The sequence below is a fragment of the Actinocrispum sp. NPDC049592 genome (assembly GCF_040675465.1).
Lineage (GTDB): Bacteria > Actinomycetota > Actinomycetes > Mycobacteriales > Pseudonocardiaceae > Kibdelosporangium.
This window is the reverse complement of sequence record NZ_JBFAPA010000026.1, coordinates 209,157-229,071: the sequence shown is the minus strand read 5'-3', so window position 1 is coordinate 229,071 and position 19,915 is coordinate 209,157. Positions and strand designations below refer to the sequence as shown.

Sequence of the window (19,915 nt, the reverse complement as noted above, 5' to 3'; positions counted from 1 at the left end):
GCGGTTCGATTTTGTGCGGGGATCCCTGCGGCGCACGGGGCAGATCAAAGGGGGCAGGTCTGCGACCTGCCCCGCCGGAAAGCTTATGTGCGCCGCCACCCCGCACAAAATCGAACCGCAACGTGCCCACCAGACGCCGCGAGGTGCTTGGTGCCGCCGCCCCAGACCGGCGTGTCCCCCGTTCCTCCGCCCCGTGTCCCCCGTTCCTCCAGCCCGTGTCCCCCGTTCGTCGGGGGTGTGTTCCACGTTCGTGGGGGCCGTGTTCCGCATTGGGGGAATGAACTCCCGCTTTTCAGATCCCGCACGAGCCATTTCTCTCTCAGATCGGACTCGTATCACATGGACCAGTCGTCTCCGCACATTCAGGCGCCCGCGGCCGAACCGCGGCCTGCACTGTTGCAGGGAGCCGAGTCCTTGCGGATCCGTCCCCCGCGCAACCGGTTGAGCCCGCGATTCATTGTGTGGCGCACGCTGAACACGTTCTTCTGGGCGTTGTTCGTGATTGGGTTGTTCGTTGTTCCTTACCTGATCTGGGAGGACGCGCGGACGTGGCTGGGGCCGGTGATCTGGTTCCTGGTCGCGGTTTTCGGGGTGAACATCCTGTTCATGCCGACCTACCGGTACTACGTGCATCGGTGGGAAACGACCGATGACGCGGTCTACACGCTCACCGGGTGGATCAGCCGGGAATGGCGGATTGTGCCGATCTCCCGCATTCAGAGCATCGACACGGTGCAGGGGCCGATCGAGCAGATGCTGAAGCTCGCGACCGTCAAGGTGACGACGGCGGCGGCTGGGCGGCATGGGGTGACGATCGAGGGCCTTGATGCCGAGCTCGCCAAGGAAGCCGTCCGGCGGTTGAACGAGATCACCCAGGCCACGCCGGGGGATGCGACGTGAGCGCCGCCGCCGTGGATGAGGAGACGTACGTGCCCACCGGGTCCACTGTGGAGTGGTCGCGGCTGGACATCCGGGTGGTGTGGGTCAACCTGATCGCCTTCCTGCTGTCGCTGGGGTCTGGCATCACTGGGTTGATCATGTATCCGGATGGGGAGTTGTGGCCGCTGCTGATCGCCTGTGCTGCTGGGGTGATCGGGACGGTGGTGGATCTGTGGCGGTGGTTCACGACGAGCTACCGGATCACCGAGACGCACGTTGAGAAGCGCACGGGTGTGCTGCGCAAGGAGTTCCGGCAGGTTGCGCGGGAACGGGTGCGGAGTGTGGACACCAGCGCGAAGTTGCGGCACCGGTTGGCGAAGCTGCGGATCGTGCACATCGCGGCGGGTGACACGCGGATGCATTCCACGTTCACGCTCAACGCGTTGCGCAAGGACGCGGTTGTCGATATCCGCCGCGAGCTGGTTCCCGAACACGTTGAGACGAACGACAACGAGATCGTCGTCTCGCGGGTGCGGTGGTGGTGGATCTTCTACAACATGTTCCAGTTCTGGGCCATTCTGGCGGCCGGCTTCCTGATGTGGGCGGTCTACTGGGGACTGGAGGAGTTCGGCGTCAACCTGTTCGACGTGCTGGACCATTTGCGGGAGGACGCCGGATTCGGTCTGGGGTGGACGATCGCGATCGCCGTGCTGGCAACGCTGATGCTGGGATGGGCCGCGCTGGCCGCCGAGTTCATCGGCAAGTACTGGGCGTTCGAACTGGTCCGGACCAAGGACGAGGGCGGCGCGCTGCTCACCCGGCATGGTCTGTTCAGCACCCACACCGTGCACCGTGACGAGAGCCGGATCCGTGGGATTCACATCTACGAACCGTTGGTGCTGCGGTTCATGCGGCTCGCCGAGACCACAGTGGTCACGACGGGGATTCACCCGCTGCAGAAGGAATCGGCGCACATCCTGCCGCGCTGCCCGGTCAGCGAGGCCAGGAACGCGGCCAAGTTCGTGCTGCCCGGGGATGTCCAGCCGCTGGAGGCGCCGCTGCTGCGGCACCCGCTGAGCGCGTTGCGGCAACGGCTGATCCGGGCCACCTATGAGTCCGCGATCGTCGCCGGGCTCCTTTACTGGTTGGTGGCCACGGATGTGTTCGCGGAGTGGGTCTGGCAGATTCCGGTGTGGACACTGCCGCTGGCGTGGACGCTCGCGGTGGTCGACTATTTCACGCTCGGGCACACGCTTGCCGGCCCGTACCTCGTGGTGCGCAGCGGTGCGGTGGGCCGTGCGACGACCGCGTTGCAGACCCGGGCCGTGGCCGGGTGGACGTTGCACCAGACGTTCATCCAGCGCATCGGCAAACGGATGACCATCGAAGTCCTCACCGCGGCGGGACATCGGCACTACCGCGCGCCGGACGCGGGAGTACAGCAGGCGCTCGCATTTGTCAGCGGTGCCACCCCCGGCTACACAACGGCCTTCATCGAGAAGACGGCACCGGCAGATCAGGGAAACGTGACCACAGGTGGATGTGGGGGCGGAACATGAGACACGTCAAACTCGCCGACGGCTACTCCGTGAGCGAGATCGGCCTCGGCTGCAGTTCCATGTCGCACGGGTACGGCCCGGCCGACCGGGACGACGAGGAATCGGCCCGCGTGCTGCGGCACGCGGTCGAACTGGGCATCAACCTGTTCGACACGGCCGATGTCTACGGCCCGTACACCAACGAGCTGCTGCTGGGCAGAGCGCTCGCGGACTTCCGCGGCCAGGTGAAGATCGCCACCAAGGCGGGCCTGGTGAGCCGCCCGGGCGGCAAGTTCGGCCGGGACTGCAGCCCCGAGCACCTGCGCAAGGCCTGCGAGGGTTCGTTGCGCAGACTGGGTGTCGACGCGATCGACCTGTACCAGCTGCATCGCGTCGATCCTGAGGTGCCGCTGGAGGAATCCTGGGGCGCGCTGGCGGATCTGGTGGCCGAGGGCAAGGTCCGGGCGCTGGGCATCTCGCACGCCACCTTGGACGAGATCAAGACCATCCACGCGATCCACCCGATCACGGCGGTCCAATATGAACTGTCGGTGTGGGTGACCACGTACCTCGACGACATCCTGCCGTGGAGCCAGGACAACGGGGTGGGCTTCCTCGCGTTCTGCCCGATCGGCCGCGGCTACCTGTCCGGGCACGTCAGCCAGAGCACCATCGGCGACGGCGACTCGCGGCGCGGCGACCCCCGGTTCGCCTCCGACGCCATGGCGCACAACCAGTCTATTGTGGACGGTTTGAACCGGGTGGCCGCCCGGCACGGCGCCACCGCGGCCCAGGTGGCGATCGCCTGGGTGATGGCCACCGGCGACAACGTGGTGCCGATCCCGGGCACCCGCAGGCTGCGCTGGCTGCGGGAGAACGTGGCCGCCGCGGACCTGAAGCTCACCGACGAGGACATGCGTGACATCGCGGCACTTCCGCCGTCGGCCGGGGAGATGAGCTGGGACCGCGTTCGCGTCGCGGCCAACACCTCCGGCTGATCCGCACACAGACCACATTCATTCGACGGCGTAAGGAGAACCGTGGACAGCAAGGCGGCGGCACCACTCATCACCGTGCTCGGCGCGTCCGGGCTGGTCGGCACCGCGATCACCCGGGAGCTGGCGCAGCGGCCGGTCCGGCTGCGCCTGGTCGGCCGCCGGCCGACCACCGTTCCGGCGAACCCGCGGGCCGAGATCGACGTGCGCACTGCGGACCTCGCGGTTCCCGGCGCGGTGGCCGAGGCGATCGAGGGCTCGGACGCGGTCATCCACCTCGTCGCGCACATCTCCGGCGAGAGCACCTGGCGGGTGTCCTCCAACGACCCGGTGGCCGAACGGATCAACGTCGGCCTGGTCCAGGACCTGGTCGACGCCGTGCGTGCGCGGAAACCCGCCCGGCCGCCGGTGGTCGTACTGGCCGGGTCGATGTCCCAGGCGGGCAAGTCGACCAAGGCCCGTATCGACGGCAGCGAGCCAGACCAGCCGCTGACCACCTACGACCGGCAGAAGCTGGACGCCGAGCAGCTCATCCTCGGTGCCACCGAGGAAGGTCTGGTCCGTGGCACGGTGCTGCGACTGGCCACTTTGTACACACAGGGCAGCGACTCCCCTTCGCTGGACCGGGGTGTCGTCTCGGCCATGATGCGTCGGGCGTTCGCGGGCCAGCCACTGACGATGTGGCACGACGGTTCGGTCACCCGTGACCTGATCTGCGTCGACGACGTGGCCCGGGCGTTCCTGACCGCGCTGGACCAGATCGACGTGACCGCGGGCCGCAACTGGCTGGTGGGCACCGGCGAGGCGGTCAGCATCAAGAGCCTGTTCCAGATGATCTCCCGGACGGTGGCCGCGCACACCGGCCAGGAGCCGGTCCCGGTGACCAGCGTGCCGCCTGCGGACCACTCGATGCCGACCGACCAGCTGGATTTCGTGCTGGACCCGTCGGCGTTCCAGGACGCCACCGGGTGGACCGCGCAGGTGTCCATTCTGGACGGCCTGGACTCGTTGGCCGGAGCCACCCTCCGGCAGTCCGCGCTGAGTACGGCCTGAGGGGGTCCGATGCGCATCCTGGTGGCCCTGACCCCGGAGAAGAGCTTCTTCAACTACCTGGCCCCGGTGGCCTGGGCGTTACGGACGGCCGGGCACGAGGTCCGGGTCGCCAGCACGCCCGCGATGGCCGCCTCGATCACGCAGGCCGGGCTCACCGCGGTCCCGGTCGGCCGGGACCGGGACCCGTGGCGGGTCGCCGAGGCCAACCAGGACGAGATCGGTGACCTGCGCGGCGGGGTGGCCGAGCCGTACGACGTGTTCGACGACCCGGACCTGGCCAAATGGGAGTACCTCAAGGCGGGCATGGCCGACGCGGTGCGCGGCTGGCACCGGCTGACCAACTTCCCGATGATCGCGGATCTGGTCGGGTTCGCCCGTCAGTGGGAGCCGGATCTCGTGCTGTGGGAGCCGCTCTGCTACGCCGGTCCGATCGCGGCCAAGGCGTGCGGGGCGGCCCACGGCCGGTTGCTCTGGGGGATCGACGTTTTCGGTGTGACCCGGGAGATCTTCCTCCGGTGCAAGGAGAAGCAGCCGATCGAGGAGCAGTCCGACCCGCTGGCCGACTGGCTGGCGAGCTACGGGCGCAAATACGGGTTCGAGTTCTCCGAGGACATGACGACCGGCGACTTCACGGTCGACCAACTGCCGAAGTCGTTGCGCCTCGAGTCCGACCTGGAGTACGTGCCGGTGCAGTACGTGGCGTACGGCGGCAAGGCGGTCGTACCGAAGTGGTTGCAGGAGAAGCCAAAGCGGCCACGCGTCGGCCTCACCCTTGGCAGCACGGCGACCGAGCACTTCAACGGCTACAACGTCCCACTGGCCGAGATCATCGACTCGCTGTCCACTCTGGACATCGAGCTGGTCGCGACCGTCACCGAGTCACAGCAGCACCTGCTCAACGACCTCCCGGACAACGTGCGCATCGTCCCGTACGTGCCCTGGCATGCGTTGGCGCCGACCTGCTCGGTGGTCATCCACCACGCGGGCGCGGCCACTCTCGCGACCACGGCCCGTCACCCGGTGCCCCAGTTGTCCTTGCACTACCACTTCGACCAGCCGTTCCTGGCCCGCCGGCTGGCCGAACACGGGGCGGGCCTGGAGATCCACACCACCAAGGCCACCGGTGGCAACGTCCGCGAGAGCGTGCGACGTCTGCTCACCGAGCCGCAGTTCCAGCTGCGTGCCAAGGCATTGGCGGACGAGATCCACGCCATGCCCTCCCCCGTCGAGCTGGTCCCCCAGCTCGAAGCCCTGACCACCAAGCACCGCACCCGCTGACCCGGAGAGACGGCCCGATGCGCATCCTGTTCACGACCTACCAGGAGAAGACGTTCTTCTACCACCTGGTGCCGCTGGCGTGGGCGCTGCGCACAGCGGGTCACGAGGTCCGGGTCGCCACCCAGCCCGGCTTCGCCGACGTGGTCACGAAAGCCGGGCTGACCGCGGTCCCGGTCGGCCACGAGCGGGACTTCTGGCGGATCACGGCCAGCAAACCGGAACGGCTCGCCGCGGTGCGGGCCGGGATCATGGCGCCCTACGACGCCTTCGACGACCCCGCCAAGGCCACCTGGGAGTACCTGAAGCCCGGGATGGCCGAAGCGGTCTGGGGCTGGCACCGCACCAGCAACTTCCCCATGATCACAGGCTTGGTCGACTTCGCGCGGGAGTGGCAGCCCGACCTGGTCATCTGGGAGCCGCTCACCTACGCGGGCGCGATCGCCGCAAAGGCTTGCGGCGCCGCGCATGCGCGGCTGCTGTGGAGCATCGACATCTTCGGCGGGGTGCGGGACACCTACCGCAAGCTCAACTCGGCGCAACCCGTTGGCGAACAAACAGATCCCTTCGCGGACTGGTTCGGCGGATACGGCCGCAAGTACGGGTTCGAGTTCACCGAGGACATGGTCACCGGGAACTTCACCCTCGATCACATGCCGGCCAGCCTGCAGATCCCCGCGTCCGGTGTGGACTACCACCGGATGCGTTACGTGGCCTACGGCGGCCCGGCGATCGTCCCGAAGTGGCTTCAGGACAAGCCGAAGCGCCCCCGGGTCGCGTTCACCCTGGGTCTCAGCGCGACTGAGATCTTCGATGGCTACAACGTGCCGCTGTCCGAGGTTCTCGACTCGCTGTCCGATTTGGACATCGAAGTCGTGGCCACGGTGCCGGAGGAGGAACAGCGCAAGCTCGCGCACGTTCCCTCCAACGCGCGGCTGGTGTCGTACGTGCCGCTGCACGCGCTCGCCCCCACGTGTGCAGCGGCCGTCCACCATGGCGGGTTCGGCACGCTGGCCACGTTCGCGCAACACGCTGTGCCGCAACTGACCCTGCCGTTCCACTTCGACGAGCCGATCTTCGCCGACGGTCTCGCCCGGCAGGGCGGGAGCCTGCGGATCGACGCGGCCACGGCCACCGGTCAGTCCATTCGCGCCGGTGTACTGCGGCTGATTTCGGAGGACTCGTTCCGCGAAGGGGCGTCCCGGCTGCGGGACGAGATCGCCGCGCTGCCCGCGCCCGGCCAGGTCGTGGCCGACCTGGAACAGCTGACCGTCAAGCACCGAACCCGCTGAGAGGTCACCAGAAATGCGTGTCTTGTTCACCACCTACCCGCAGAAGACCCATTTCATGGCGATGGCGCCGCTGGCGTGGGCACTGCGCACGGCCGGGCACGAGGTGGTCTTCGCGAGCCAGCCCAAGTTCTGCGACGTGATCACCCAGGCCGGGCTGACCGCCGTACCCATCGGCACGAACCGGGACCTGGAGCAGATCCTCGCCCGGGACGCGAACTGGTTCCGGATCGGGCTCAACGGCATGCCAGTTCCCTACGACAGCGTGGACTGGCCGCGTGATCAGGTCACGTGGAGCTACCTGCAGGACGGCTACGAGATCCAGGTACCGAAGTGGCACCGGATGAGCAACGTCCCGCTGGTCACCGATCTGGTGGAGTTCGCTCGGCACTGGAAGCCCGACCTGGTGATCTGGGAACCGTCCACTTACGCCGGTTCGCTCGCCGCGAAGGCCTGCGGGGCAGCGCATGCGCGGATGCTGTTCAGTGTGGACAGTTTCGGCGTCGCTCGCGAGCGGTACGTCGACCTCAAGCGGGGGCGAACGGACCAGAGCGACCCGCTCGCCGACTGGCTGTCGACCTATTGCCGCACCTACGGGTTCGAGTTCAGCGAGGAGCTGATCACCGGCCAGTTCACCATCTCGTTGGTGCCACAGTCGTTGGGCATCGAAGCCGGGTTGCAGTATCTGCCGGTGCGGCACATTCCCTACGCGGGCGCCGCGGCCGTCCCGGCCTGGTTGAACAAGCAGCCGGACCGCCCCCGGGTTGCGATCACCATGGGTATCAGCACGGCCAACCTGACCGGCGAAGTCGTCGACCTGCCGGACGTTCTTGAGGAACTGGCCGATCTGGACATCGAGATCGTCGCGACTTTGTCGGAGGCGGCACAGAAGACCATCGCAACCGTGCCGGACAACGTGCGCCTGGTGTCGTACGTGCCGCTGCACGCGCTCGTTCCCACCTGCAGCGCGGTCATGCACCACGGCGGGATCGGCACGCTGCTGACCATCGCCGCGCACGGCAAGCCGCAGCTGATCCTGCCCTGGAACAACGACGGGCCGTCGCTGGCCCGGCGGGTCGCCGCTCAGGGCGCGGGGCTCGCGCTGCATGTGTTCCAGGGCTCCGGACGGCCGGTTCGCGACCGCTTGCTGCGGATCCTCAAGGAGCCCAAGTTCCAGGAGGCCGCCGACCGGCTGAGCGCCGAGATCCGGGCCATGCCGTCCCCCAACGAGATCGTCGGCGACCTGGAGAAGCTGACCGCGGGCTTACGCCCGGCGATCTGACCCACACCCGTTCCAGCACAGAGAAGAAGATCGATGCGGATCCTGCTCACGACCTACCCGGAGAAGCCCATCTTCCAGCCGATGGCGCCGTTGGCATGGGCGCTGCGCGCCGCCGGACACGAGGTCCGCGTCGCCAGCCAGCCGTTCTTCGCCGACACCATCACCCAGGCCGGGCTGACCGCGGTCCCGGTCGGCCGCCAGACCACGGACAACTGGCGGCGGCTGACCGAGGCCTATCCGGACCGGGCGGCCTCCGAACGGGTAGGCCTGCCGGAGCCGTACAACGCGGCGGATCCCGGGCAGGAGGCCATCGGGTGGACGGCGATGCGCGAGGGTTACCGCCACGTGCTGGAGATCTGGCACAAGCAGAACAACGTGCCGCTGATCACGGATCTGGTGGAGTACGCCCGGTTCTGGCAGCCGGACCTGGTCATCTGGGAGGCCACCACCTACGCGGGAGCCATCGCGGCCAAGGCCTGCGGCGCCGCGCACGCCCGAATGCTGTGGAGCTGCGACATCTTCGGGCTCACCCGGGAGAAGTTCCTGGCCCAGCGGCCTGTTGGAGAGACCTGTGACCCGCTCGGTGAGTGGATGGCCGCGTATGGCCGCAAGTACGGGTACGAGTTCTCCGAGGACATGATCACCGGTCAGTTCACGTTGGACCATGTGCCCGCGTCCCTGCGCACGGACGCCAAGCTGCACTACGTCTCCTCCCAGTACGTTCCCTACGGTGGTGCGGCCGTTGTGCCGAAGTGGTTGCAGGAACCGCCGAAACGCCCCCGGGTAGCACTGACTCTGGGCACGTCGACCACCGAGTGGTTCGGCGACTACACGTTCAGTGTTCAGGACGCTCTCGACGCATTGTCCGATTTGGACATCGAAGTGGTTGCCACCATCGCCTCGTCCGAGCAGCACAAGCTCGAACGGATCCCGGACAACACCAGGATCGTCTCGTACGTCCCGTTGGACGCGCTCGCCGCGACCTGCTCGGTGGTGATCAACCACGCCGGGCCGAGCACCATGCTGACCACCGCGCTGCACGCGGTTCCGCAACTGACTGTGCCGTGGGAGTTCGACGAACCCGTGCTCGCGCGGCTGGCCACCGAACAGGGCGCCGCGCTGACCATTCCCGGCGGCCGGGTGACCGGCTCGGCCATCCGGGACCACGTGCTGCAACTGCTGGGCGAACCGGTTTTCGCCACGCGGGCCGCGCTGCTGCGCGACGAGATGCTCGCGTTGCCGGCCCCCAGCGAACTCACCGGCGAACTGGCGGACCTTGCCGCCGGGTACCGCTGATCACCGCCAGAAGGAGGAAACACACGATGCGCGTCCTGTTCGTGACCAACCCCGAGAAGACCGTCTTCAAGTACATGGTTCCGCTCGCCTGGGCGATGCGCACCGCGGGCCACGACGTCCGGTTCGCCAGCCAGCCCATGTTCACCGACGAGATCACCCAGGCGGGCCTGACCGCGGTGCCCGTCGGCCGGAGCCTGGACCTGCGCCGGATGATGGAGCTCGGCGGCGACGCGGATGAGACCCGGGCCGGGATCATCCCGCCGTACGACGCCTTCGACGACCCGGCCAAGCGGACCTGGGACTACGTCCAGCCGGCCATGGCGGAGGCGCAGGTCGACTGGCACCAGTTCGACAACTTCCCGTTGATCTCGGGGCTGGTGGAGTTCGCCCGGTTCTGGAAGCCGGACCTGGTGATCTGGGAGCCGATGACCTTCGCGGGCGCGATCGCCGCGAAGGCCTGCGGTGCGGCGCATGCACGTCTGCTGTTCGGGATCGACGTCTACGGCGGGTTCCGGCAGATCTACAAGAAGCTGATGGCCGAACAGCCCGCGGAGAACCAGTCCGACCCGCTGGGCGAGTGGCTCGCCGCGTATGGCCGGAAGTACGGCTTCGACTACACCGACGACATGGCCACCGGTGACTTCACCATCGACCAGTTCCCGCGCAGCCTCCAGGTCGAGGCCGAGGACCTGAACTACGTGCGCATGCAGTTCATCCCCTATGGCGGCGTCGCGGTCGTGCCGAAGTGGCTGCAGGAGCCGCCGAAGCGCCGCCGGGTCGCGCTGACCCTGGGCCTGTCCGCCACTCAGGTCTACAACGGCTACAACGTGCCCGTCGGCGAGATCCTGAACGCGCTGTCCGATGTGGACATCGAGGTGGTCGCCACCATCGCCGAGTCCGAGCAGCCCAAGCTGGGCCCGGTTCCGGACAACGCCCGGGTGGTCTCGTTCGCACCGATGCAGAACCTGGTGTCGACGTGTTCCGCGATCATCCACCACGCCGGTGCGGCAACGCTGGCGACGGCGGCCCGCTACCCGATTCCGCACCTTTCCCTGCACTACCACTACGACCAGCCCATCCTGGCGAAGCTGCTGACCGCGCAGGGCGCTGGTCTGGACATCCACACCACCGAGGTGACCGGGGAGAACGTGCGGGCGGCCGTGCTGCGGCTGCTGGAGGAACCCCAGTTCACCAAGGGCGCGGAGGCCTTGCGGGACGAGATGTACTCGCTGCCCAGCCCGAACGAACTGGTCGGCACCCTCGAAGAGCTGACCACCAAGTACCGCACGGCCTGACGAGCAGAGGGCACCGGAGGACCGCAGATGAGAGTTCTGTTCACCACCTACCCGGAGAAGACGCATTTCCTTGCCATGGCGCCGTTGGCGTGGGCGCTGCGGACCGCCGGCCATGAGGTGTGCTTCGCCAGCGCGCCGAAGTTCAGCGAGGTGATCACGCAGGCGGGCCTGACCGCCGTGCCGATCGGGTCCAACCGCGATCTGTGGCAGCTGATGGCCAGCGACTCGGACTGGATCAGTGTGGGGATGAACGGGTTGCCGGTGCCCTACGACACCGCGGAGTGGCCCGAGGAACAGGTCAGCCTGAAGTACCTGAAGTTCGGGTACGACCTGCACGTGCCGCGCTGGCACAAGATGAGCAACGTTCCGCTGATCCCGGACCTGGTGAGGTTCGCCCAGAACTGGCAGCCGGACCTGGTCATCTGGGAGCCCTCGACGTACGCGGGCGCGATCGCGGCCGAGGCGGTCGGGGCCGCGCACGCGCGGTTGTTGTTCAGCATCGACTCGTTCGGTGTTACGCGGGAACGGTTCCTGAAGCTCAACAGCCACCAGCAGGCCGATCCGCTCCGGGACTGGCTGGAACCCTACGGCGCCAAGTACGGCTTCGACTTCACCGAGGACCTGGTCACCGGGCAGTTCACGTTGTCGGTGCTGCCGCCCTCGATCGCCTCCGAGGCGGACCTGCACTACGTGCCGATGCGATATGTCCCTTATGGCGGACCGACTTCGGTGCCGACGTGGCTGCGCAAGCCTCCCGCCCAGCCACGGGTCGCCATGACGATGGGCATCAGCACGGCCGACATCACCGGCGACACGATCAACCTGGTGGACCTGTTCGCTCAGCTGTCCGATCTGGACGTCGAGATCGTCGGCACACTGTCCAAAAAGGCCCAAGGCTACCTGCCCAGTGTGCCCAAGAACGTCAAGCTGGTCGAGTTCGCACCGCTGGACGCGTTGTTCCCGACCTGCACGGCCGTCATGCACCACGGCGGTATCGGCACATTGCTCACCACCGCCCTGCACGGCAAGCCGCACCTGATTGTCACGTGGAACGCCGACGGCCCAGCGCTCGCGCAGAAGGTGGCGGCGCAAGGAGCCGGACTCGCGGTGAACCTGTCGCAGGCTTCTGGCGCGCTGGTCCGGGACCGGCTCATCCGGATCCTGGAAGACCAGTCATACCACCAGGATGCGGTGCTGCTGCGGGAGGAGGTGCTCGCCATGCCGAGCCCCAACCAGGTCGTGGGCGACCTGGAGAAGCTGGTCACCGATCGCCGTCGCACGGTCAGGAGCTGAGAAGATGCGCATTCTGTTCGTTGTCAACCCGGAGAAGGCGCACTTCTACGCGATGGCGCCACTGGCCTGGGCTTTGCGCTGTGCCGGTCACGAAGTCCGCGTGGCCAGCCAGCCGAGGTTCACCGACCCGATCACCCAGGCCGGTCTCACCGCCGTGCCGGTCGGCCGGGATGTCGACCTGTGGGAGTTGATCCCGCGACACGACGACTTCCGCGACTGGAAATGGCAGCCGCAGTATGGTTTGCTCGACCACCCGCCCTACGACGTGGCCGAGTCGCCCGAGAAAGCCGAATGGGACTACATGTCCCCCAGCTACGGCGATCAGGTCCTCGTCTGGCACAAGCCGGCGTGCTTCCCGATGATCGGTGGGGTTGTCCAGTTCGCCCAGCACTGGGAGCCGGACCTGATCCTGTGGGAGCCGCTGGCCTTCGCCGGTCCGGTGGCCGCCAAGGCGATCGGCTGCGCCCACGGCCGTCTCATGTGGAGCGTCGACGTCTTCGGCTACACCCGCAGCGAGTTCCTCAAGCTCAAGGCGCAGCAGCCCGCGGACGACCGCCAGGACTTCCTCGCCGAGTGGCTGGACGGCTACGCGCGCAAGTACGGCACCGAGTTCACCGAGGACATGATCACCGGCCAGTTCACCATCGACCAGCTGCCGGACTCGATCCGGCTGGAAGGTGACGGCCTGAACTACCTGCCGATGCGGTATGTGCCGTACGGCGGCGCCGCGGTGATCCCCAAGTGGTTGCACGGCCAGCCGGAGAAACCTCGTGTGGCGCTGAGCATGGGCGTCAGCCTGGCCGACCACGGCGCCGGTCTGGCGGTGACCGTACAGGATGTCCTCAACGAACTGTCCACGCTCGACATCGAGGTCGTGGCGACCATCGCGGAGTCCGAGCAGAAGAAGCTGACGAAGGTGCCCGACAACGCCCGGATCGTGTCCTACGCACCGCTGGACGCGCTCGCGGCCACCTGCTCGGCGATCATCACGCACGGCGGGTTCGGCACGTTCCTCACCGCGGCACTGCACGGCATCCCACAGCTGAGCGCGGCCTGGGACTTCGACTCGCCGCTGCTGGCCCGGCGGGCCGCGGCGCAGGGCGGTTCGTTGTCGGTCAAGGCGGACGAGGCGACCGGCGAGGTCGTGCGTGAGAACGTCGCCCGGCTGCTGGACGAGCCGACGTTCCGAGAGCGGGCCGGGAAGCTGCGCGACGAGCTGTACAGCATGCCCACGCCGAACGACCTGGTCGGCCGGATCGAGGAGCTCGCGATCAAGGGCCGGGACCGCTGATGCGCGTCCTGATCACGGTCATCCCCGAGCGGACGACCTTCCTGCACATGGTGCCGCTGGCCTGGGCGTTGCGCGCGGCCGGGCACCAGGTCGTGGTCGCGTCCGCGCCTTCGTTCGCGCCGACCATCACCCAGGCAGGGCTCACCGCAGTCCCCGTCGGCCGGGACGCGCCGGTCTGGCGGGTCGAGGACATGAACCCGGAACAGCGCGAAGCCGGCCGGGACGGGCTGCCGACGCCGTGGAACGTCGTTGTCGAGCCGGAGAAAGTCACGTTCCTGGACCAGCTCTACGGCCACCACACGGCGGTCGAGCAAGGCCACAAACCGGAGAACTTCCCGATCATCGCCGGGGCAGTCCAGTTCGCCCGGCAGTGGCAGCCTGACCTGGTCCTCTGGGAGCCGCTCAGCTACGCGGGAGCCATCGCCGCCAAGGCATGCGGCGCCGCGCACGCCCGGATGCTGTGGAGCATCGACGTTCTGGGCGCGACCCGCGAGCACTACCTGCGCCTGATGAACGACCAGCCTGCCCACGAGCGTCCCGACCCGCTGGCCGAATGGCTGGCCAGCTACGGCCGCAAGTACGACTACGAGTTCACCGAGGACATGATCACCGGTGACTTCACCATCGACCAGATGCCGTCGTCGGTGCGGATGACCGCCGGCCACCTGGACTACGCGCCGATCCGGTACACCCCGTACGGCGGCCCCGCGGTCATTCCCAAGTGGCTCCAAGGACCTGCCAAACGGCCCCGCATCGGCTTCACCCTCGGCACCACGGCCACCGAACGCTTCGCCGGTTACACGTTCTCGGTTCAGGACGCCTTGGCCGCTCTGTCCGAACTGGACGTCGAGGTCGTGGCGACCATTGCCGAGCGCGAACAAGGCAAGCTGGGTCGCGTTCCGGACAACGTGCGGATCATCTCGTACGCTCCGCTGGACGCGCTCGCGGCCTCCTGCTCGGTGCTGATCAACCATTGCGGACCAGGGACTTTCCTTACCACGGCGTGCAATGGCGTTCCACAGTTGCATGTGCCGTGGGACTTCGACGAACCGGAGCTGGCCCGCCGGTCGGCACAGCAAGGTGGCGCGCTGACTCTGCACGGTCAGACCGTTACCGGTGACACGATTCGTGACGGCGTTCTGAAACTGTTGAACGAGCCCGGTTTCGGTGAGCGCGCTGCGGCATTGCGGGACGAGATCCGGGCGATGCCGACGCCGCACGAGGTCGTCACGCACCTGGAGGAGCTGACCGTCAAGCACCGCAAGCGGCCGGCGTAGGGAGACCATCATGCGCATTCTGTTCACCGTTCTCCCCCAGCGGAGTACGTTCCTGTACCTCGTGCCGATGGCGTGGGCGCTGCGCACCGCCGGGCACGAGGTCGTGGTCGCGTCCTCGCCTTCGTTCTGCGACACCATCACGCAGGCGGGGCTCACCGCTGTGCCGGTCGGCCGGGAGGCCGCCGACTCGCGGATGCTGGTGGCTCGCGGGGTGACCGAGGAGATCGTCGAGCAGTACCGGGCCGGTCTGCCGCCGCCCTACGACTTCGTGGACGACCCGGCTCGCTACGCCGAGTGGGAGACCACGATGCACGAGTGCGCGGGTGGCCTGGAGACGTTGAAGTTCGAGAACTTCTTCATGCTGGGCGGCCTGATCGAGTTCGCCCAGCGGTGGCAGCCGGACCTGGTCGTCTGGCACCCGTGGACCGTCGGCGCACCCATCGCCGCCAAGGCCTGCGGCGCCGCGCACGCCCGGATGTTGTTCAGCGTCGACGTTTTCGGCGCCACCCGGCAGCATTTCCTGCGCCTGCAGGCTCAGCAGCCGCCCGACTACCGGTATGACCCGTACTTCGACTGGTTCTCCGCGTATGGCCGCAAGTACGGCTTCGACATCACCGAGGACATGGTCACCGGGCAGTTCACCATCGACCAGTTCCCGCGCAGCTTGCAACTTGAGGCCGACGGTCTGGACTACGTTCGCACGCAGTACATCCCGTACGGCGGCCGTGCCGTTGTCCCGAAGTGGCTGCAAGTGCCCTCGGAGCGCCCTCGGGTTGCCTTGACTCTGGGCAGCACGGCGACCGACATGTTCAACGGGTACACGGTTTCGCTGGCCGATGTGCTGGCGTCACTGTCCGAACTAGACATTGAAGTGGTGGCTACGGTCGCCGAGCCGGAACAGGCCAAGCTCGGGACGCTGCCCTCCAATGTCCGGCTGGTTCCTTACGTGCCTTGGCATGCGATCGTGCCGACGTGCTCGGCGGTGATCCATCACGCCGGGCTGGCCACTTTGGCGACGACCGCGCGGCACCCGGTCCCGCAACTGGCCCTGCACTACCACTTCGACCAGCCGTTCCTCGGCCGGAGGCTCACTGAGCATGGCGCTGGGCTGGACATCCACTCCAGCGAGGTCACCGGCGAAGGCGTCCGCGACAGTGTCCGTCGGCTGCTGGAGGAACCGTCGTTCGCGCAACGGGCCGCGGACCTGCGCGACGAGATCTTCGCGCTGCCCACGCCGAACGAGGCCATCGGCCGGATCGAAGAGCTGATCGTCAAGCACCGCACCCGCTGAGAGGTCACCACGATGCGCGTCCTGTTCACCACCTACTCGCAGCGCACGCACCTGTTCAGCATGGTGCCGATGGCCTGGGCGCTGCGCACCGCGGGCCACGACGTCCGGTTCGCCTGCCAGCCGAAGTTCGCCCAGGAGGTCACCCAGGCCGGGCTGACCGCGGTCCCGGTCGGCCGGGGCGACACGAGCTGGCACCGGCTGGCCGAGGTGCACCCGGACCTGTCCGAGCCGGGCCTGCCCGCGCCGTACGACACCGCGGTGATGCAGCCGGTCGACATGAGCTGGGACGACATCCGGCAGGGCTACCGGTTCATGATCGCGTTGTGGCACAAGGTGAACAACTTCCCGCTGATCGCCGGCCTGGTCGAGTACGCCCGCCAGTGGCAGCCGGATCTCGTTGTCTGGGAACCGACCACACACGCGGGCGCGATCGCGGCGGAGGCCGTTGGCGCGGCACACGCGCGTCTCATGTGGAGTATCGACGTCTTCGCGGCCGCTCGGGCGAACTACCTGCGTCTGTTGGCGGAACAGTCGCAGTGGGACCAGAATGACCCGTTCCAGGACTGGATCGGCGGCTACGCGCGCAAGTACGGCATCGAGTGGACCGAAGCCCTGACCACCGGACACTTCACCATCGACCAGCTGCCGGACTCGCTGCGTCTGGAAGCCCCGGACGTGCACTACCTGCCGGTCCAGTACACGCCGTACGGCGGTCCCGCGGTGATTCCCAAGTGGCTGCAGGCTCCACCTCCGCGCCCGCGGGTCGCTTTCACCTTGGGCAGCACGGTGATCGACAGCTCCACCGGGTACACGTTCTCGCTGACCGACATCCTCACCCAACTGGCCTCTTTGGACGTTGAGGTGGTCGCGACGATCGCGGAGTCCGAGCAGCACAAGCTCGGCACACTCCCACCGAATGTCCGGCTGGTGTCGTTCGTTCCGCTCGATGCGTTGGCCGCAACGTGTTCGGTGGTCGTGAACCACGCCGGGCCGGGGACGTTCCTGACCACCGCGCGGCACGGCGTTCCGCAGCTGCACCTGCCTTGGGACTTCGACGAACCGGAGCTGGCCGACCGGTCGGCACGTGCCGGTGGCGCGATGGTGTTGCAGGCACACGAAGTAACGGCCACGGCTGTGCGCGACCGGGTGCAGCGGCTGCTTTCGGAGCCCCGGTTCCAGGCCGGTGCCTCACGTCTCCGTGACGACATCCTCGCGCTGCCCACGCCTGGCGAACTGGTCGGCCAGATCGAGCAACTGACCACCAAGCACCGTTAGGACGGCCGCCATGCGTGTGCTCTTCGTCTCAGTCCCCTACAAGACGCACTTCCAGAGCATGGTGCCGCTGGCCTGGGCCCTGCGCACCGCCGGGCACGAGGTCCGCGTGGCCAGCCAGCCGTTCTTCGCCGACACGATCACCTCGGCCGGTCTCACCGCCGTGCCGGTCGGCCGCAACTACGACGGTCTGCGGCCGATCAAGGTGTTCGAAGTGGAGAGTGACGACGGCCGGGCCGCCTTCGGGATGCCGATGCCCTATGCCTCCTCGGTGATGCCGCCGGAGGACGTCACCTGGGACGCCATGCTGACCGGCTACGAGGACTGCCTGCACTGGTGGCACAAGCCGTTGAACTTCCCGCTCATCCGCGGCTTGGTGGACTTCGCCCAGGACTGGGAGCCGGACCTCGTGATCTGGGAACCGGTCTCGTACGCGGGCCCGATCGCGGCCATCGCCTGCGGCGCCGCGCATGCTCGTCTACTGTGGAGCGTCGATGCCTTCGCCGTGGCCCGCGATCACGTCCGGCGGCTGTGCTCCAGCGACCAGGTCGACCCGCTGACCGCGTGGCTGGGGCACTACGCCCGCAGCTATGGCTCGGAGTTCTCCGAGGAGCTGATCACCGGGCAGTTCTCGATCGACCCGCTGCCTGCCTCGCTGCGGATGCCCGCGTCGGACGTGCATTACGTCCCCATGCAGTACATCCCGTATGGCGGGACGGCAACCGTCCCCAAGTGGCTGCATTCTCCGCCTTCGCGTCCACGAGTTGCTTTGACGCTCGGGGTGTCGGCCACCGACATCTACGCCGGGTATTCGGTCAGCATTCCGGACATCCTGGCTTCGCTGTCCGATTTGGACATTGAGGTCGTCGCAACGATTGCCGAGTCTCATCAGTCCGAGTTGGGCCGAGTTCCGGACAATGTCCGGGTCGTTTCTTACGTTCCGCTGCACGCGCTTGCGCCGACCTGTTCAGCGGTGATCAACCACACGGGTCCGGGGACTTTCTTCACCATCGCCCGCTATGGGGTGCCGCAGGTGAACGTGCCTTGGGACTTCGACGAGCCAGAACTCGCACGGCGCTCGGCCGCCCAGGGTGGTTCGCTGGAACTGCCTGTGGCGCAAGCCACCGGCCCAGCTGTGCGGGCCGCGGTCTTGCGGCTGTTGAACGAACCCAGCTTCCGGGAGGGTGCGGTGCGGCTTCGGGACGACATGCTGGCGCTGCCGACGCCGAACGACCTGGTCCCGCAGCTCGAAGAGCTCACCACCAAGTATCGAGGACGGCCATGAGGGTCTTGTTCGCCACGCTGAACGACGGGAGCTTCCTGCACCCGATGATCTCGCTCGCGTGGGCGCTGCGCACCGCGGGTCACGAGGTCTGCGTGGCCAACCAGGCATTCGCCACGCCCCACGTGGTCGGCGCCGGGCTGACGTCTGTCCCGGTTGGACGGCAGACGACCTCCGACCGCTTGCTGACGGCGTTCCGCGTGACTCCCGAGATGCTGGAGGATGCTCGTCCGGGGTTGCATCCGCCCTATGACGTTGCCGGGGATCCTTCGCTGGCGACCTTGGAGTACATGGTTTCCGCGTACGCCGAGGATGTGGAACGGTCGAAGTACGAGAACTTCCCGATGATCAATGGCCTGGTGTCGTTCGCACGGTCGTGGCAGCCGGATCTGGTTGTCTGGGAACCGTTCACCCTCGCCGGGGCGATCGCGGCAAAGGCGTGTGGCGCGGCGCATGCGCGGATGATGTTCGGGATCGACGCTTTCGGTGTTGCTCGGCAGCGTTTCCTGGCCCTCCAGCCTGACGAGGACCCGTTGGCCGCGTGGCTCGGCAGCTATGCGCGGAAGTACGGCGGCTCGTTCACCGAGGACATGACCTGCGGCCACTTCACCATCGACCAGTACCCACCCAGCCTGCAGCTGGAGGCCCCGGGCCTGGAGTACCTGCACACCCGCTACATCCCATACGGCGGCAAGGCATCGATCCCGGCGTGGCTCCAAAAACCCGCCGAGCGCCCCCGGGTCGCCCTCACCATGGGCTTCACCGCGAGCGGGTTCTTCAACGGCTTCGGCTTCAGCCTGCAGTCCGTCCTGGACAACCTGGCCGGCCTCGACATCGAGGTCATCGCCGTCGCCGACAAGAACGAACGAGCCAAACTCACGCACATCCCCGCGAACACCCGGATCGAGAGCTGGGTCCCGCTGGACGCCCTGGCAGCAACATGTTCCGTCGCCGTCAACCACGCCGGCGGCGGCACCCTGTCAACATTCGCGATCCACGGAGTCCCCCAACTCACCCTCCCCTACCACTTCGACGAGCCGATCCTCGGCCGCAACCTCACCGCCACCGGCGCCGGCCTCACCATCAACCCCGCCGACGCCACCGGCGAAAACGTCCGCAACGCCATCCAAGCCCTGCTCACCGACCCGGCTTTCACCACCAACGCCCACAATCTGCGCACAGAAATGCGAGTCCTCCCTACCCCGAACCACATCGTTCCCCGGCTGGAAGAACTAGCGCTCAAATACCGCTCGTAAAACGGGAAATGGCGGCGTGGTCACCCACGCCGCCATTTCGCATGCCCAGGG

General features: G+C 67.4%; 16 protein-coding genes. All 16 read left to right on the top strand.

Annotation, left to right across the window (positions count from 1 at the left end; translation table 11 throughout):
- Positions 1 to 414 precede the first annotated feature (414 nt).
- From AB0J95_RS46965 to AB0J95_RS46890, 16 genes are read left to right on the top strand one after another with little or no spacing between them, the layout of a single operon-like run.
- Positions 415 to 900 (top strand): PH domain-containing protein, encoded by a 486-nt coding sequence (locus tag AB0J95_RS46965; RefSeq protein ID WP_364772767.1) that lies wholly within the window; start codon positions 415 to 417, stop codon positions 898 to 900.
- A complete protein-coding gene (locus AB0J95_RS46960; RefSeq protein WP_364772765.1) occupies positions 897 to 2,438 on the top strand; it encodes a PH domain-containing protein in 1,542 nt (513 codons plus the stop codon). The genes AB0J95_RS46965 and AB0J95_RS46960 overlap by 4 nt, the downstream gene beginning before the upstream one ends.
- Positions 2,435 to 3,415: an aldo/keto reductase gene (locus tag AB0J95_RS46955; RefSeq protein WP_364772763.1), complete on the top strand. Its 981-nt coding sequence runs from the start codon at positions 2,435 to 2,437 to the stop codon at positions 3,413 to 3,415. The genes AB0J95_RS46960 and AB0J95_RS46955 overlap by 4 nt, the downstream gene beginning before the upstream one ends.
- A gap of 42 nt (positions 3,416 to 3,457) precedes the next feature.
- Entirely contained in the window at positions 3,458 to 4,465 is a 1,008-nt protein-coding gene (locus tag AB0J95_RS46950) for an NAD-dependent epimerase/dehydratase (RefSeq protein ID WP_364772761.1), read from the top strand.
- Positions 4,466 to 4,474: 9 nt separating this feature from the next.
- Positions 4,475 to 5,743 (top strand): activator-dependent family glycosyltransferase, encoded by a 1,269-nt coding sequence (locus AB0J95_RS46945; RefSeq protein ID WP_364772759.1) that lies wholly within the window; start codon positions 4,475 to 4,477, stop codon positions 5,741 to 5,743.
- 17 nt (positions 5,744 to 5,760) lie between these two features.
- A complete protein-coding gene (locus tag AB0J95_RS46940) occupies positions 5,761 to 7,032 on the top strand; it encodes an activator-dependent family glycosyltransferase (RefSeq protein ID WP_364772757.1) in 1,272 nt (423 codons plus the stop codon).
- A 13-nt stretch (positions 7,033 to 7,045) separates the two neighbouring features.
- Positions 7,046 to 8,311, top strand: a complete 1,266-nt coding sequence (locus AB0J95_RS46935) for an activator-dependent family glycosyltransferase (protein ID WP_364772755.1) — start codon at positions 7,046 to 7,048, stop codon at positions 8,309 to 8,311.
- A 33-nt stretch (positions 8,312 to 8,344) separates the two neighbouring features.
- Positions 8,345 to 9,607 (top strand): activator-dependent family glycosyltransferase, encoded by a 1,263-nt coding sequence (locus AB0J95_RS46930; protein WP_364772753.1) that lies wholly within the window; start codon positions 8,345 to 8,347, stop codon positions 9,605 to 9,607.
- Positions 9,608 to 9,633: 26 nt separating this feature from the next.
- Positions 9,634 to 10,902, top strand: coding sequence for an activator-dependent family glycosyltransferase (locus tag AB0J95_RS46925; protein WP_364772751.1), 1,269 nt, complete (start codon positions 9,634 to 9,636; stop codon positions 10,900 to 10,902).
- Positions 10,903 to 10,929: 27 nt separating this feature from the next.
- Positions 10,930 to 12,195: an activator-dependent family glycosyltransferase gene (locus AB0J95_RS46920; protein WP_364772749.1), complete on the top strand. Its 1,266-nt coding sequence runs from the start codon at positions 10,930 to 10,932 to the stop codon at positions 12,193 to 12,195.
- A gap of 4 nt (positions 12,196 to 12,199) precedes the next feature.
- Entirely contained in the window at positions 12,200 to 13,486 is a 1,287-nt protein-coding gene (locus AB0J95_RS46915) for an activator-dependent family glycosyltransferase (RefSeq protein WP_364772748.1), read from the top strand.
- Entirely contained in the window at positions 13,486 to 14,763 is a 1,278-nt protein-coding gene (locus AB0J95_RS46910; protein WP_364772747.1) for an activator-dependent family glycosyltransferase, read from the top strand. The genes AB0J95_RS46915 and AB0J95_RS46910 overlap by 1 nt, the downstream gene beginning before the upstream one ends.
- A 10-nt stretch (positions 14,764 to 14,773) precedes the next feature.
- The gene (locus AB0J95_RS46905; protein WP_364772745.1) at positions 14,774 to 16,054 is read left to right on the top strand and encodes an activator-dependent family glycosyltransferase; all 1,281 of its coding nucleotides are present in this window, start codon (positions 14,774 to 14,776) and stop codon (positions 16,052 to 16,054) included.
- Positions 16,055 to 16,066: 12 nt separating this feature from the next.
- Positions 16,067 to 17,329, top strand: coding sequence for an activator-dependent family glycosyltransferase (locus AB0J95_RS46900; protein WP_364772744.1), 1,263 nt, complete (start codon positions 16,067 to 16,069; stop codon positions 17,327 to 17,329).
- Between the two features lie 10 nt (positions 17,330 to 17,339).
- Positions 17,340 to 18,611 (top strand): activator-dependent family glycosyltransferase, encoded by a 1,272-nt coding sequence (locus AB0J95_RS46895; RefSeq protein ID WP_364772742.1) that lies wholly within the window; start codon positions 17,340 to 17,342, stop codon positions 18,609 to 18,611.
- Positions 18,608 to 19,864, top strand: coding sequence for a nucleotide disphospho-sugar-binding domain-containing protein (locus tag AB0J95_RS46890; RefSeq protein ID WP_364772740.1), 1,257 nt, complete (start codon positions 18,608 to 18,610; stop codon positions 19,862 to 19,864). Before AB0J95_RS46895 ends, AB0J95_RS46890 begins: the two co-directional genes overlap by 4 nt.
- The last annotated feature ends 51 nt before the right edge of the window (positions 19,865 to 19,915 follow it).

Excerpts from the sequence above, each read along its gene's own strand:
- AB0J95_RS46945 (WP_364772759.1), top strand. The coding sequence starts at position 4,475 with ATGCGCATCCTGGTGGCCCTGACCCCGGAGAAGAGCTTCTTCAACTAC.
- AB0J95_RS46915 (WP_364772748.1), top strand. The coding sequence starts at position 12,200 with ATGCGCATTCTGTTCGTTGTCAACCCGGAGAAGGCGCACTTCTACGCG.
- AB0J95_RS46940 (WP_364772757.1), top strand. The coding sequence starts at position 5,761 with ATGCGCATCCTGTTCACGACCTACCAGGAGAAGACGTTCTTCTACCAC.
- AB0J95_RS46900 (WP_364772744.1), top strand. The coding sequence starts at position 16,067 with ATGCGCGTCCTGTTCACCACCTACTCGCAGCGCACGCACCTGTTCAGC.
- AB0J95_RS46955 (WP_364772763.1), top strand. The coding sequence starts at position 2,435 with ATGAGACACGTCAAACTCGCCGACGGCTACTCCGTGAGCGAGATCGGC.
- AB0J95_RS46920 (WP_364772749.1), top strand. The coding sequence starts at position 10,930 with ATGAGAGTTCTGTTCACCACCTACCCGGAGAAGACGCATTTCCTTGCC.
- AB0J95_RS46895 (WP_364772742.1), top strand. The coding sequence starts at position 17,340 with ATGCGTGTGCTCTTCGTCTCAGTCCCCTACAAGACGCACTTCCAGAGC.
- AB0J95_RS46935 (WP_364772755.1), top strand. The coding sequence starts at position 7,046 with ATGCGTGTCTTGTTCACCACCTACCCGCAGAAGACCCATTTCATGGCG.
- AB0J95_RS46930 (WP_364772753.1), top strand. The coding sequence starts at position 8,345 with ATGCGGATCCTGCTCACGACCTACCCGGAGAAGCCCATCTTCCAGCCG.
- AB0J95_RS46905 (WP_364772745.1), top strand. The coding sequence starts at position 14,774 with ATGCGCATTCTGTTCACCGTTCTCCCCCAGCGGAGTACGTTCCTGTAC.
- AB0J95_RS46890 (WP_364772740.1), top strand. The coding sequence starts at position 18,608 with ATGAGGGTCTTGTTCGCCACGCTGAACGACGGGAGCTTCCTGCACCCG.
- AB0J95_RS46925 (WP_364772751.1), top strand. The coding sequence starts at position 9,634 with ATGCGCGTCCTGTTCGTGACCAACCCCGAGAAGACCGTCTTCAAGTAC.
- AB0J95_RS46910 (WP_364772747.1), top strand. The coding sequence starts at position 13,486 with ATGCGCGTCCTGATCACGGTCATCCCCGAGCGGACGACCTTCCTGCAC.